We start from the raw sequence: 13,704 nt of genomic DNA, 5'->3' as shown, positions 1-13,704 counted from the left end.
CCCGACTAAAGCCTTCGGCACCCAAATCTTTCAGGAGTTTTCGATGATCTATTTGCTGGCACTTTTGATCGGCGTGGTTGCCGGACTGCGCGCGATGACCGCGCCAGCCGCGGTGAGCTGGGCCGCCCATCTGGGCTGGCTGCCGCTCGAAAACAGTTGGGCCTGGTTCATGGGCTACTGGCTGACGCCTTGGATATTCGGCCTGCTCGCCGTCGTCGAGCTGGTCACCGATCAGCTGCCGAGCACGCCGAGCCGCAAAGTGCCGCAGCAGTTCGGCGCACGGCTGATCACCGGCGCGCTGTGCGGCGCGGCAATCGGCGCCAGCGCCGGTGTGACGGCCGCCGGCCTGATTGCCGGCGCTATCGGCGCAGTCATCGGCACACTCGGCGGCTTCGAGGCGCGCAAGCGGCTGGTCGCCGCTACGGGCGGCCGCGACCTGCCGATCGGGTTGGTCGAAGACGTCGTCGCGGTGTTCGGCGCACTTCTGATCGTGAGCTCGGTGTCATGAGCTAAAAATTCGACGCCATCATCGTCGGGGCAGCGCAGGCCGGCCCGGCGCTCGCCGGCCGGCTTGACTGGCACCGGCATGACCCCGTTGCGATGATCGAGCGCAAGCTGTTCGGCGGCACCTGCGTCAACACCGGCTGCATCTAGACTAGGACACTGGTGGCCAGCGCTGATGCCGCGCACACGGCGCGGCGCTGCGGCGATTTCGGTGTCGTCATCGAGGCGCCCGTCGCGTGCCAGGCAAGAAAATGAGTTACCGATCCTAGCTGTTCAGTCCCGATATGAGCTGGGTTGGATCTCTTAGGAAGCGGTGTGGTTCGACGGTCCATGCTTTGCAGATGGCCTCGTAGGGCGTGAGGCCTGCGAGGGTCTTGAGGCGTTTGGCGAAGTTATATGCGTCGAGGAAGGCCGACAGATGGGCGCTGAGCTGTTGGGCGGTGCTGTAGTGATAGCGCCGGACGGTGGCCTCCTTGAGCGTGCGGTTCATCCTCTCGACCTGGCCGTTGGTCCAGGGGTGATTGGGCTTGGTGAAGCGATACTCGATACTGTGTTCCCGGCAGACCCGGTCGAACATGTGCAGGCGATAGCGGGCCGTCGGTCCTGATCGATGCTGGATGGCGTCGCCGAACTGGATGCCGTTGTCGGTGAGCACGGTGTGGATGAGATAGGGAACGGCCTGGACCAAGGCTTCGAGGAAGCCGGCGGCGATCCTAACATTGGCGGCCTGGTGCAACTGGGCGAAGGCGAACTTGGATGTTCGGTCGATGGCCACGAACAGATGGAGTTTGCCTTCTTCCGTCCTGACCTCGGCGATGTCGATATGGAAGTAACCAATGGGGTAGTGCTTGAAGGCCTTCTTGGGTTTGTCGCCTTCCACCTCCGGTAGCCGGCTGATGCCGTGTCGTTGCAAGCATCGATGTAGCGAAGAGCGCGTGAGGTGCGGGATCGTCGCCTGCAGCGCATAGAGGCAGTCGTCGAGCGGCAGCAGGGTGTGGCGTCGGAAGGCGACGACCGCTGCCTCTTCCTCGGCCGTCAGCAGTGTGGAGCGAACCACCTTGGGTCCCATCGGTGCATCGTGCAAGAAGGCCCGCTTGCGCCACTTGGCAACGGTCTCCTGGTTGAGCCCATACTGCGCCGCTAGCTCTTTGAGCGGAGCCGCTGATGAAGGCGTTTTCGCCTGATCGCACCGGCAGGCGGGGAAAGCTGTTTTCGGCATGCTCGGTGACAAACGCAGCAAGCGGCCGTGCGCCAAGTGCCGCCAACACGGGAATCGCGTCGGTTTCGAAGCGGCCGGCGAAGTCCGCTTCGGCGCCGGGCCGCAGATGATGAATCTTGATAGCAACAATATCCAACAAGCGATTGTCTCTGCTTGACTTTTCGTGACCCGGCAGGGCCGCCTGTTGTGCGCCCGACAGATCGAAGCCGGCGCCCGGCCATGCCGGTTTCAGCAATAGCACGTCGTCGGAGGAAATCATTGTGGCGTTGGCGGCGTCGCGCCAGGCCGCCCATACCGGTCCCTCGTAGAAGGCGGTCAGTGCATTTTTCCGCGCTTCCATATCGTCGAAGCCGCGCAGCCAGATGAACATGTCAGGCCGGTCGAGATCGCGAAACTGACCGATGATGGTCATCCCTGCCGCTTCCTGACCTTCGATCAGATGATCGTCGAAGATGTCGATCAGGGTGTCGCGCCGGCCCGGTTTAAGCGTGTATTGCCTGAGTTCGACGACCGGGAGGCTGTGGGTTGTCGCATAGGCCGAGACCAGGTGCAGCGCCGCCTGTCCGCGCCCGCGATCGTGGCTGCGGCGTGAGGTCTTGCCATCGATGGCGATCTGGCCGACTGCTTCGGGCAGGCGCTCGGCAACGAAGGCAAGAAAGCAGGAGGCGAACAGGTCCGGTCCGATCCGGTTCATCACCACCCGCAGCCAATCGGCGCAGGGAATGCCGAAATGGTAGGGCTGCAGACGCCGCAGGAAGTCGAGATGCCTGTTCCCCCACAGAACGATGTCGTCATAGTCGTCGCAGGCCGCCATCGTGCCGCAGACAACCAAAAGCAGCACCTCGCTGAGCGGATACATCACCTTGCACGGCTGGCGATTGTCCTTGATCGCCGAAAAATGCTCCAAAAGGCTCTTGCGGCGCGCGGCTACGTCTTGGCTCATGGCTTCCTCTCGAATCATGGAAGCCTCTTGAATCACGCCAACCTACGCCGTGCCACAAATTACAACTCGCCGTTAACCTGAACTCGTTGCCCTGGTTGAAGAGGGGTGCTGATTGCAATGCTGGCGCCATCCTTGTTTACTGGCTCTCGCAGAGAAAATGAAGGCCGATGATCCAGGACAATGCCACGGTCGGCGTCGTGGTGCCGATGTTCAATGCCGAGCGAACCATTCGCGCCACCTTGACCAGCATCTGCCAGCAGGACCATCAGGCGCTGGACATTGTCGTGGTGGACGACGGGTCGACGGACCGGTCCGCCTCGATTGTCGCCTCCTATGCTGAGAAAGACCGACGTATACGCCTGATGAGGCAGTCGAACGCCGGTGTCGCGCAGGCCCGCAACAGCGGTGCGGCCTCTACCGACGCGGAGTTCCTGGCGTTTGTCGACGCGGATGATCTCTGGGCACCATCCAAGATCGCACTGCAACTGCGCGCCCTGCAGGAAGGCGGCTCTTCTGCGGGCCTGGCATATTGCTGGTTTGCCCAAATCGACGAGGACGGCCGGGTATTCTCACTATACCGACCCGATGCCGATGGCCGCGTTCTGCAACGGATGTGCAGAATGAATTTTGTCGGCAACGGAAGTTCGATGCTGATACGTCGCTCCGCATTCGAGCAGGCGGGACAATTCGATCCTTCGCTGAGGGCGAGGAATGCACAAGGCTGCGAGGACCTTCTCATGTGCCTCAGGGTAGCGGAAAGTTACGAATTCCGTGTCGTGCCTCAGCACCTGGTGGGCTATCGGATCACGAACGTCAACATGTCGAGCGATGTCATGCAGATGCTTCGTTCATGTGAAATCGTCCTTGCCGAGTATCGCGAAAAATATCCGCAGTTCGGCAGCGATCTCGATGCGCATCTGGTCGACATGATCCATTGGCTTGCCATCAGAGCCTTGGTCGGCGGGCGGCTGTTCGCAGCCGGCGACCTGCTGAAGAGATACTTCGTCCTGGAACCGCGCACGGCAATTTCCCGCCTGCCCAACATGATCGACATGTACTGCCGGGCCAGGCTGGTTCCTCGCTGGGTCAAAATTCGAGTGAAGCGGATGCGAAACAAGAACGCCGAGTTTCGGCGCCTATATGAAGAGACCAGCTGGTGAATGTGAGCGCATCACTGTTCGAGCGCTTGCGGCGGCTCATCCGCTTGGCGGCAGCGCCTGCATGGGCCGGGCCGACTATCGTCGGACTTGGTTTGGCTGCGGCGGTTCTCGAAGGTGCCGGCCTCTTCCTGTTCATTCCCCTGCTGCAGAGTCTCGGAGCGTCACCCGCTCAGTCCGGCAGATGGCAGCCGATATTTGACCGGCTCCTGGCGCCTGTTCCCGAACATCTGCTGACCGCCTTCCTGGTCGGAGCGCTGTGCGCCAGCATCGTTCTCAAGAACGCGGTCCTTTTCGTCAACACCTGGGTGACCCGATACGTGGACGGCCTGGTTGCGCATCGATTGCGGTCCAGGGTTTTTGACCAGACGATAAGTTCATGCATCGACTACCGGGTTGAAAACAAACGATCGGACATCATCACAACGATCGCCAACAATACCTGGAAGGTAAGCCAGGCGTTGGCCCTGGCTTACCGATTGATGGTCTGCTCCTGCACCTTCATCGTCTTTGTTCTGCTGATGCTGTTGATCTCCGTTCGACTGACCTTTTTGTCGACGCTGTTCCTGCTCGTCGGTGCCATGGCCATCCGTTTGGCTACACGTCACGCCGACGAGACTGGCAAGGCCGTGGTTGAAGAAAACAAGCAGTTCGGCCTCAGGATGTGGGAAAGCATCAACGCGCTGCAGTTGATCCGCGCCTTCACGCAGGAAGACTACGAGCGTCGTCGGTTCCTGCAGATATCCGATCGGGTGCGGCGGCGTCTCTTGCGGCTCGATATGCTCTGGGCGACCCCGGGGCCGGTTCGGAAATCTCGATCACGGTCCTGATCGGCGGACTCATTCTCGTCGCAGAATCCGCCAGCATAGGAATTGCTGCGCTGGCCGCTTTTCTGTCGCTGCTGTATCGCCTCCAGGGTCCCACGCGCGAATTGCTGCAATCCAAGGTTGCACTGGACGGTCTAGCCGGCGCCATAGACGACGTCGATGACTTCTTGCGCAGAACCGGCACACCTTTTCTTAGTCAAGGAAGCCTGGCCGCGCCTGCGCTCAGCAGGGCGGTCGAATTCCGCAACGTCTCCTTTCGCTATGCCCCCGATCAGCCTCTGGCACTGCAGGATGTCTCCTTCAGCATTCCAGTCGGCAAGACCACGGCGATCGTGGGAGAGTCGGGTGCCGGCAAATCGACGGTCATGGCGCTGCTCTTTCGTTTCCTGGATCCCAGTTCGGGGGAGGTCGTCGCCGACGGTGTGCCGCTTGTTGCATTCGAACTCCAGACCTGGCGCAAGCGGCTATCGCTGATGTCGCAGGAAGTCTATCTCTTCAACGACACAATAGCGGCCAACATCGCCTACGGAGATTTCGATACGACTCCGGACGATCTGCACCAGGCCGCCCGAATTGCAAGGGCGGACGATTTCATCCGCTCGCTTCCGGATGGTTATGAAACGCAGATCGGCGACCAGGGAATGCGCCTGTCGGGCGGCCAGCGGCAGCGGATTGCGCTTGCCCGGACGATTCTTCGCAATCCCGATATTCTCTTGCTGGACGAGGCCACGAATGCGCTGGATGTCGAAACCGAGCAAGCTTTTCAGATCGCGCTCGAGCAATATTCGCACAATCGCACCGTGGTCGTCATCGCCCACCGCCTCTCGACTGTCCAGGCGGCCGACCAGATCATCGTGATGGCCAAAGGACGGGTGATCGAGGTCGGTTCGCCGGATCAACTGCTGAAGCGACCGGGCCATTTTTCGAAGCTCCACGAATTTCAGCACGGACGTGCCGCCATGGGTGCGAATTAGGCGATGCGGTACAAACTTGTCGAAGTCGAACTGTCAAAACCGCTAGCCCCGATTGAGCTCGCTCCCGATGAGAATGGCGTCGGTGTCATCGCCCGTTGGCAAGACCGGCTGATCGCGTTCGAGATGATCGCGTTGCCTGCCGCCTCGGCCCTGTCGGTGGAAAGACTGATATCCCTTGCCGACGAACGCTTCGCTGAGCGCATTCTCGTTGCAAAGATGGCAGGAGAACTGCTGCAAAGATGTCCTGCGGTGGAAACGGCGTTGCCGAGCCTCAGCATCGCGATCTGCACCAAGGACCGCGCAAAGCGCCTTTCCCGGCTGCTGGGCTCGCTCGATCTCATTCGCTCGAAGTCCGCGTTTCAATCCGTCGAAATTATTGTTGTCGACAATGCTTCGGTCGATTCAACCACGCGCGAGGCCGTTGAGGACTTCAAGGATGTCCGCTACGTTTTCGAACCGAAGGCGGGGCTCGACTTTGCCCGCAACGCGGCTCTTCGCGCGGCTACGGGAGATGTGGTCGCCTATCTGGACGACGATGTGGTCGTCGATCGCAACTGGCTTGCAGGCCTTGCCAAGGCGTGCCGGCACAATCGCGGCGCCGGCGGCTTTACCGGCTTGGTGCTGCCGTTTCGCCTCGACACGGAAGCCCAGATCTTTTTTGAGCAAAACGGCGGATTCGGTCGCGGCTTTGTCCGCAAGGAATTCCACAACACCCGCTTTGACAATCCGCTGCACCCGGTAGGATCCGGTAGTCTCGGCGCCGGCTGCAACATGGCTTTCGACCGCGCGCTGCTCGTCGAACTCGGCGGTTTCGATGAGGCGCTTGACACCGGATCTCCGCTGCCCGGTGGTGGCGATCTCGACATTTTCTATCGCGTGCTGCGTTCGGGCCGGCCCATGATCTATGAGCCGGAGTATGCCGTTTACCACGAGCATCGCGAGACGATTGAGCAGTTGAGGCGGCAATATTGGACGTGGGGCCTCGGCATGATGGCTTTCCTTGTCAAAAGCCGTCGGACCGATGAAGAACTCAGCGCACGACACCGCGCCATGGTTCGCTGGTGGTTCTTCGATCGGCTGAAGGCGTTAGCGCGTGCGGCGCGAAGGTTTCGAGGTCGCGATTTCCGTTTCGGCATCGCGGAATTATGGGGCGGAATCTACGGCCTCGCGGGCGAATACGATCGCTCGCGTGCCCGCGTGCAGACCATCCGGGAGCAGAACCAGTGAGCGGGGACGCCTTCCGTGTCAGGCATGTCGATCTCGAGGCTGCCGATACCGACAGCGACACGGGCGACACCGCTACGCTATCGATCTTCTGGTGGAAGGACTTGCCGCTGGGGATGCGAGCCTCTCTGCCTGACGAACTGCCATATTCAAGGGCGCATCTACGGCAGTTCGCCGCGGAATTTTCAGCGGCACAGATGGCCGCACGCAGCACCTCCCTGGGCGCTCCTCTGCGGGCGACCTACGAGGGGTGGCCAAAGTCCGCGCTCTCGCTGGCTGCTGCACTCGATGCCAAGGACCTGATCGACGGCCTTGATAAGCTTGCAACAGCTTCTTCGGCATCTGCGCAAGACATTTCGGTTGTGATTTGCACGCGGGACCGCGGCCCAGCGCTGGCCGGGTGCCTTCGCAGCATTGCAAAACAACGCAGCGCTCCGGGTGAAGTGGTCGTCGTTGACAATTCCCGCGACGGCAGCGCGCGGTCCTTGTGCATGCAATTTCCGGGTGTCCATTACGTTCATGAAACGCGCCCTGGACTGAGCGTCGCCCGAACGGCCGGCGTTCGCGCAAGCCGGCATGGCATCATCGCCTTCACCGACGACGATGTCGAAGTCCATGCCGGGTGGACTGCCGAAATTGCACGCGCCTTTGCAGAGCGGGACGTCGAGGCGCTGACAGGCCTGGTGCTGCCGGCGCGGCTCGATACCCTTGCACAACGCCGCTTCCAATTCGACATGGGCGGCTTTGGCAGCACCTTCGTGCCGCTCGTCTTCGACCAGCGCTTCTTCGAAGAGACGCGGCCAAATGGAGCACATGTCTGGAAAATCGGCGCCGGGGCCAACATGGCCTTTCGGCGATCTGCCTTCGATCGGGTCGGCTTGTTCGACCAGCGCCTCGGCGCCGGTGCTGCCGGCTGTTCGGAGGATTCGGAACTCTGGTACCGATTACTGGCAACCGGGGGTGCCTGCCTCTATGAGCCCCGGGCCGTTGTCTTCCACCATCATCGCAGCGACTGGCCGGGACTAAGACGGCAGATGAGGGCTTACATGAAAGGTCATGTCGCAGCCCTTGTCGCGCAATATGACAATTTCGGCGACCGTGGAAACATCGTTCGGATCTGGAAACAGCTGCCGGCCTATTTCTTGAGACCATTCGTCAAGGCGCTCGTCGAAGGCCCGCCTGGCAGAATGGGGATCCTGGCAGCGGAAGTGGAAGGATGGCTGGCCGGTCTTCAATTTCTCTTTCGTTTCGGCTGGCGAAAGCAACGAACCCTACCCCCGCAAACATTGGCTGAGGAAAAAACCTGATGATCCGCAAGGCGCCGCTTGGTCAGTTTCTTTCCCGCAACCCCTTTCCACGCGGCCTGACCGACGGCCTGTTTTACCGGGAGAAGATGCGAGCCATTCACCGTGTTGCTCCCGCGGCAATCGAGGGGAGGATATTGGAAATTGGTGGTGGCCGCAGCGGATTAGCGAGCATCCTCTATCCGAGCGCGGATATCGTCACCCTCGATCTCGATCCCGAACTGGCCAAGCACCAGCCAGACTGGGCGCGATCAACCTTCATCTGCGGTGATGCCTGTGCCCTGCCCTTCGCAGACGACAGTTTCGAAGTCGCGACGCTGTTTGACGTGCTTGAGCATATCGAGGACGACCGCCGTGCTGCACAAGAGGCGTTGAGGGTGGTGCGACCAGGCGGATATGTCCTCGTCTCCACGCCGGAAGCCGATTGGCACTACCCGTATTTCCGTATCATGAAGCCATATTGCCCGCATGAAAGCGAACTGATGCAAGAGTGAGGCCACGTCCGGCGTGGCTACCGCGATCCCGAACTCGCCGCGCTCTTCGACAAGCCGCCGGAACTTCGGGCCACATTCATCAACCCGGTGACGGCGTTCTATCACGACGTCGCGTTTTCTCGCCTTGGAAATCGTCGCCGAAAAATTCTCTATGCGCTCGCAGCGCCTGTTACGGCCATTGGCTACGCGCTGCACCGACCCTCGACACGCGGTACGGAGACGGCCTTTTCCTGGCGCAAATGATGTCCTGGTGCAGATGATGTCTTGGCGCAAATGACTGGCCGCCAAACCTCGCTCGTCGTTGCCCTCTTCCCATGGGGCGACGTTATGGAGGAGTTTCTCGATCCGATAGGGTTGCGGCTTGAGGAATTCGTCGGGCAGATGACCGGCGGCTGGCTGTTCGGCTATGCGGCCGCGCTGCAACTTGTCGGGCACAGGCCGATCATTGTTTGCGCATCCGAGCACGCCTCGCGGACAGCGTGCTATCTTCATGCGGGAACTGGCACGCCTATCTGGGTCGTCCCCGGGAAGCGCGCGCGCCAGGGCCACTCTGCGGCGGCTTACAGCCTGCGACGCTGGACCGCGACGCCGCTGTCCGCTTTCCGAAAGGTCCTCGCCCAATCGCAATGCGACGCAATCATCGCCCAGGAATATGAATACACCCGATTCGATGCGCTCGCCTGGCTGGCGCACCGTATGCGCATTCCCCTTTATGCGACCTTCCAGGGCGGCGACCGCACATCGTCCTGGATCGAGGCGATCGCCAGGCACGCATCGCTTCGCGCTTGCAGCGGCCTGATCGTTGCATCGGCTGCTGAGCGCGAACGGCTCAGCATAGCCTACCGGCGCATTGCACTCGACATCGCCAATATCGCCAACCCGATAGACGTCGAGGAATGGAAAGCGATCGCGCGCCAGCAAGCGCGGAAGAGCCTCGGCTTGCCGAGCGAGACATTTATCGCCGTCAATCACGGGCGCATCGACATCAGCCGCAAAGGGCTCGATGTGCTCTTGAAAGCCTGGTCCTCCTTTTCCGGGGACGCGTCATCCGAACTGGTGATAATCGGCTCCGGTCGGGATCGAGATATATTTGCCAGGCTCTTGAGCGAGGCCGGACTGCCGAATGTGAGATGGCTTTCCGATTATACTACGGACCGGTCTCTGATCCGGCACTGGCTTTCGGCAGCGGATGCCTACGTCACGACGTCCCGCATCGAAGGCATGCCGGTCGCACCGATGGAGGCGATGGCTTGCAGTCTTCCCATCGTCGCTACCGATGCACAGGGGCTTCCCGACATTTTGGCAAATGGCCAAGAGTCGGGTGGCCTGATGGTTCGAAAGGATCGCCCGGATGAAGTCGCGCAGGCCCTGAAGCGCCTGAAGGACGATCTGCACTTGCGCGAAAGCCTGGGTCGGGCGGCACGAAAGCGGATAGAGGAAAATTTCTCGCTTGCCGCAGTCGCCGCTGCTCTCGATTGCTTGCTGACCAGGCGGTAGGGTTCTTCCGAAAAAAAAATCCTCACAACCGGCGGCGATACCAGGCCAGCGCCGTTTCGACGATCCGGTCGATTCCGGATTGCTCAGGCATCCAGCCTAGTTCCCGGGCCGCCTTGCCGGCCGCGGCGACAAGCGCAGGCGGGTCGCCTGCCCTGCGTGGACCGTAGGCCACGGGAAGGCGCGTTCCCGAAGCCCGGCTCACCGCATCGGCCAACTCGTTCACCGTCGTTCCGGTTCCGGTGCCGAGATTGTAAACATGAACTCCCGGATCGCGCAGAAGATTCTCCCCAGCCAGAACGTGAGCACGGGCGAGATCGGTGACGTGGACATAGTCCCGCACCGCAGTTCCGTCCCTTGTGTCGAAGTCGGTGCCATTAATGGTAAAAACCCGGCCCGACCTGATCGCCGCCTCGATAGCGAGCGGAATGACATGCGTTTCCGGTTCATGCCGCTCACCGACCTCGCCGTCCGGATCACATCCGGCCGCGTTGAAATACCGAAGCACAACCGCGTTGAGGCCATGGGCATCCGAAAGATTGTCCACCATTCGTTCTACAATGAATTTCGACCATCCATAGGGATTGATGGGCGACTGCGGATGCGTTTCGTCGATCGGAGAACGAACGGGAACGCCGTAAGACGCGCAGGTGCTCGAAAAGATCAGCTTGTCGACGCCAGCCTTCAGCATTTCTTCGAGCAACACCAGCGTCCCAAAACTGTTGTTTCGGTAGTAGAGTTCCGGGCGCTGGACGGACTCGCCGACATAGGCGTAGGCGGCGAAATGCGCCACCACATCCGGCCGATACTGGTGCAGCGCTGCTGCCACCGCTGCACCGTCGCAAACATCGCCCTCGACCAGCGGTCCCCATCTGACCGCATCGCGCCAGCCGCGCGAGAGGTTGTCATACGCAATGACCGACCAACCGGATTCGGCGAATGCCTTGCAACAGTGTGAGCCGATATAGCCCGCCCCGCCAGTGACCAAGACTGTTTTCATTCGGCTGCAGCGGACCGAGCGGATCCCGATGAGACCAAGTCATCGAAATAGGCAATGGTCGTGACGAGACCGTCGCGCAATGCGATTCTTGGCTTCCAATTGAGCCCGCGCAAGGCACACCCGATATCAGGCTGTCGCTGCCTTGGGTCATCGACGGGCAAAGGTAAAAACCTGATCTCGGATCGGCTTCCGGTAAGTTCGATCACGAGATTGGCGAGTTCGAGCATCGTGAATTCGACCGGGTTGCCGAGATTGATCGGGCCGGTAACATCGTCGGCCGTGTTCATCAGGCGAACCAGACCGTCGATGAGATCGTCGACGTAGCAAAATGAGCGTGTCTGCTCGCCGGTGCCGTACACAGTTATCGGCTTGTTTTGCAGTCCCTGCACGATGAAGTTGGAAATGACGCGGCCGTCGTCCGGACGCATCCTCGGACCGTAAGTGTTGAAGATGCGCGCTACCTTGATCCGCAACCTGTTCTGCCGCCAATAGTCGAAAAACAGGGTTTCGGCACACCGCTTGCCTTCGTCGTAGCAGGAACGGGGACCTATCGGGTTTACCCTGCCCCAATAGTCCTCGGTCTGCGGGTGAATCTCGGGATCTCCGTAGACTTCAGACGTGGACGCCTGAAGGATCTTTGCGCGAACCCGCTTGGCGAGTCCCAGCATATTGATCGCCCCATGGACGTTGGTCTTTGTCGTCTGGACTGGATCGAACTGATAGTGAACCGGGCTTGCCGGGCAAGCAAGGTTGTATATTTCATCAACTTCTACGTAGAGCGGAAATGTCACGTCGTGGCGAATGATCTCAAAGGATCTGTTGTCGAGCAAATGCGAGACGTTTCTCCGACTTCCTGTGAAGAAATTGTCGACGCATACAACCTCGTGGCCTTCAGCAAGCAACCGCTCGCATAGGAACGATCCCAGAAAACCTGCGCCCCCTGTCACCAAGACTCGCTTTGCCTGCTGCATGTTTGGGATCCTCACGCCAGTTCTTCACGCAATCGAATGCGCAAAGCCCTAGGGCGAGGATAGGAAAAAAATGCTGCGCCGAAAACACAAAATGTTAACGGACGTGAAATAGTCGCGTGAGGTGTGCGCAAAAATACGCAAAAAAAACCGTTAATTCGCCCGTTTTGACGGTTTTCGTCCGAACAGGCTTGCCGGCAATCGGCATTTGGACGTGAACGCGCGGTGCCGCAGCATGATCGATTGCTATTAAGGGAGATGGGTCTTGCAAAGTATTGACCCGGCTACTATCCGCCGATGAACGCGTCGCGACTGGGGGTCAAAAGCTGACATATGCGATGTCCACTTTCGACCCCCTACAGCCTCTCTCCGCTACGCCGGTTGCAACTCCCTGCGCGGCAGCCGCGGGAAGGCGATCGCCACCGCCACCGCGCCGAGCCCGACAAGGGCCGAGCCGATGAACAGCCAGGAATAGCTGGCATAGGCGTCGAACACCATGCCGCCGGCGAGCGGGCCGAAAGCCATGCCGATGCTGGACAGCATGGTTACAGCACCGAACACGGTGCCGAGGATGCGCTGGCCGAAATATTCGCGCGCCAGCACCGCATAGAGCGGCATCACGCCGCCATAGGTGGCGCCGAAGATGACGGCAAGCGTGTAGAATTGACCAAGCTCGCTGACCGCAAGATAGGCTGCAATGACCACCGACTGTATCGCCAGACCGGTAATCAGCACCGGCTTGACCCCCATCCGGTCGGCAAGCACGCCGTATAAAAGCCTGCCGCCCAGCCCCGCCAGGCCCTCGATGCTGTAAATGCTCACCGCCGCCATCGGCGCTATCCCGCACAGCATCGCATAGCTCACCATATGGAAGATTGGCCCGGAATGCGCCGCGCAGCAGGCAAAGAAGGTCAGTGCCAAAACGATGAATTGCGGCGAGCGCAGCGCCTGTGGAACCGACATGCCGGTATCGTTGGCGGCAATATCGGCGGCGGCGTCTTCAGCGGCAGGCTTGGGCGGCTGGCGCACCAGCAAGGCGGCCGGCACCAGCAGCGCCCATGCCGCGACGCCGATGACGAACATGGCGGTGCGCCAGTCATAGGCCGTGATCAGCCATTGCGCGAAGGGCGAGATCGTCATCGGCGCCACGCCCATGCCCGCCGAGACCAGGGAAACGGCCAAGCTGCGATTGGTGTCGAACCAAGCGGCGGTCAGCGCGATCATCGGCGCGAAGAAGGCGCTTGCCGCGAGGCCGACGAGCACGCCATAGGTGATCTGGAAGACAAGCAGCGAGCCGGTGCGGCTGGCCAGCACCAGCGCCAGCCCGAGCAGCACCGCCCCTGTCATCACGACAATGCGAGCGCCGTAGCGATCGTAAATGGCGCCCCAGGCGAAACCGCCGAGACCCATCACCAGGAAGTTCAGCGTCATCGCGCTCGATATGCCGGCGCGCGACCAATCAGAGTCGAGCGCCATCGGTTCGAGGAAGATCGCCAGCGAGAACATCGCCCCGAGGGCGACGCAGGTCATCAGGGCGCCAGCCGCGACGATGACCCACCGATAGGAAATGCGCATATTTTTCTCCCGAGATCGTTT

At 60.7% G+C, this 13,704-nt stretch carries 12 protein-coding genes and 3 pseudogenes; 9 read left to right on the top strand and 6 right to left on the bottom strand.

Annotation, left to right across the window (positions count from 1 at the left end; all coding sequences use genetic code 11):
* Positions 1 to 43: 43 nt before the first annotated feature.
* Both AC0L18_RS26875 and AC0L18_RS26870 read left to right on the top strand, forming a co-directional pair.
* Complete coding sequence (locus AC0L18_RS26875; RefSeq protein ID WP_473494907.1) at positions 44 to 508, top strand: DUF4126 family protein; 465 nt, start codon at positions 44 to 46, stop codon at positions 506 to 508.
* Positions 509 to 525: 17 nt separating this feature from the next.
* Positions 526 to 738: pseudogene (locus AC0L18_RS26870) on the top strand (pyruvate/2-oxoglutarate dehydrogenase complex dihydrolipoamide dehydrogenase); the annotation flags it as partial.
* A gap of 31 nt (positions 739 to 769) precedes the next feature.
* Here AC0L18_RS26870 and AC0L18_RS26865 read toward each other — a convergent pair.
* From AC0L18_RS26865 to AC0L18_RS26855, 3 genes and pseudogenes are all read right to left on the bottom strand, one after another.
* Positions 770 to 1,723 carry an IS481 family transposase gene (locus AC0L18_RS26865; protein ID WP_473494926.1) on the bottom strand — a complete coding sequence of 318 codons (954 nt, stop codon included), beginning with the start codon at positions 1,721 to 1,723 and terminating at the stop codon, positions 770 to 772.
* 232 nt (positions 1,724 to 1,955) lie between these two features.
* Positions 1,956 to 2,219, bottom strand: a pseudogene (locus AC0L18_RS26860) (NIPSNAP family protein); the annotation flags it as partial.
* An 18-nt stretch (positions 2,220 to 2,237) separates the two neighbouring features.
* Positions 2,238 to 2,666: pseudogene (locus AC0L18_RS26855) on the bottom strand (ISAs1 family transposase); the annotation flags it as partial.
* Positions 2,667 to 2,833: 167 nt separating this feature from the next.
* Here AC0L18_RS26855 and AC0L18_RS26850 point away from each other — a divergent pair.
* From AC0L18_RS26850 to AC0L18_RS26820, 7 genes are all read left to right on the top strand, one after another.
* Complete coding sequence (locus AC0L18_RS26850; protein WP_473494906.1) at positions 2,834 to 3,826, top strand: glycosyltransferase family 2 protein; 993 nt, start codon at positions 2,834 to 2,836, stop codon at positions 3,824 to 3,826.
* A gap of 44 nt (positions 3,827 to 3,870) precedes the next feature.
* Positions 3,871 to 4,653, top strand: a complete 783-nt coding sequence (locus AC0L18_RS26845) for an ABC transporter transmembrane domain-containing protein (protein ID WP_473494905.1) — start codon at positions 3,871 to 3,873, stop codon at positions 4,651 to 4,653.
* Positions 4,654 to 4,982: 329 nt separating this feature from the next.
* On the top strand, positions 4,983 to 5,624 hold the full coding sequence (locus tag AC0L18_RS26840; protein ID WP_473494925.1) for an ABC transporter ATP-binding protein: 642 nt from the start codon (positions 4,983 to 4,985) through the stop codon (positions 5,622 to 5,624).
* 3 nt (positions 5,625 to 5,627) lie between these two features.
* A complete protein-coding gene (locus tag AC0L18_RS26835) occupies positions 5,628 to 6,851 on the top strand; it encodes a glycosyltransferase family 2 protein (RefSeq protein ID WP_473494904.1) in 1,224 nt (407 codons plus the stop codon).
* Positions 6,852 to 6,952: 101 nt separating this feature from the next.
* Positions 6,953 to 8,155, top strand: coding sequence for a glycosyltransferase family 2 protein (locus tag AC0L18_RS26830; RefSeq protein WP_473494903.1), 1,203 nt, complete (start codon positions 6,953 to 6,955; stop codon positions 8,153 to 8,155).
* Positions 8,155 to 8,646, top strand: a complete 492-nt coding sequence (locus AC0L18_RS26825) for a class I SAM-dependent methyltransferase (RefSeq protein ID WP_473494902.1) — start codon at positions 8,155 to 8,157, stop codon at positions 8,644 to 8,646. Before AC0L18_RS26830 ends, AC0L18_RS26825 begins: the two co-directional genes overlap by 1 nt.
* 273 nt (positions 8,647 to 8,919) lie before the next feature.
* Complete coding sequence (locus AC0L18_RS26820; RefSeq protein ID WP_473494901.1) at positions 8,920 to 10,143, top strand: glycosyltransferase family 4 protein; 1,224 nt, start codon at positions 8,920 to 8,922, stop codon at positions 10,141 to 10,143.
* 22 nt (positions 10,144 to 10,165) lie between these two features.
* Here AC0L18_RS26820 and galE read toward each other — a convergent pair whose 3' ends face one another.
* The 3 genes from galE to AC0L18_RS26805 form a co-directional block, all read right to left on the bottom strand.
* On the bottom strand, positions 10,166 to 11,140 hold the full coding sequence (gene galE, locus AC0L18_RS26815) for a UDP-glucose 4-epimerase GalE (RefSeq protein WP_473494900.1): 975 nt from the start codon (positions 11,138 to 11,140) through the stop codon (positions 10,166 to 10,168).
* The gene (locus AC0L18_RS26810; RefSeq protein ID WP_473494899.1) at positions 11,137 to 12,111 is read right to left on the bottom strand and encodes a UDP-glucuronic acid decarboxylase family protein; all 975 of its coding nucleotides are present in this window, start codon (positions 12,109 to 12,111) and stop codon (positions 11,137 to 11,139) included. Before AC0L18_RS26810 ends, galE begins: the two co-directional genes overlap by 4 nt.
* 369 nt (positions 12,112 to 12,480) lie before the next feature.
* Positions 12,481 to 13,683, bottom strand: a complete 1,203-nt coding sequence (locus tag AC0L18_RS26805) for an MFS transporter (RefSeq protein WP_473494898.1) — start codon at positions 13,681 to 13,683, stop codon at positions 12,481 to 12,483.
* Between the last annotated feature and the right edge of the window lie 21 nt (positions 13,684 to 13,704).

The organism is Mesorhizobium sp. WSM4819, from assembly GCF_055811215.1.
This window is presented reverse-complemented; position numbering and strand designations above follow the sequence as displayed.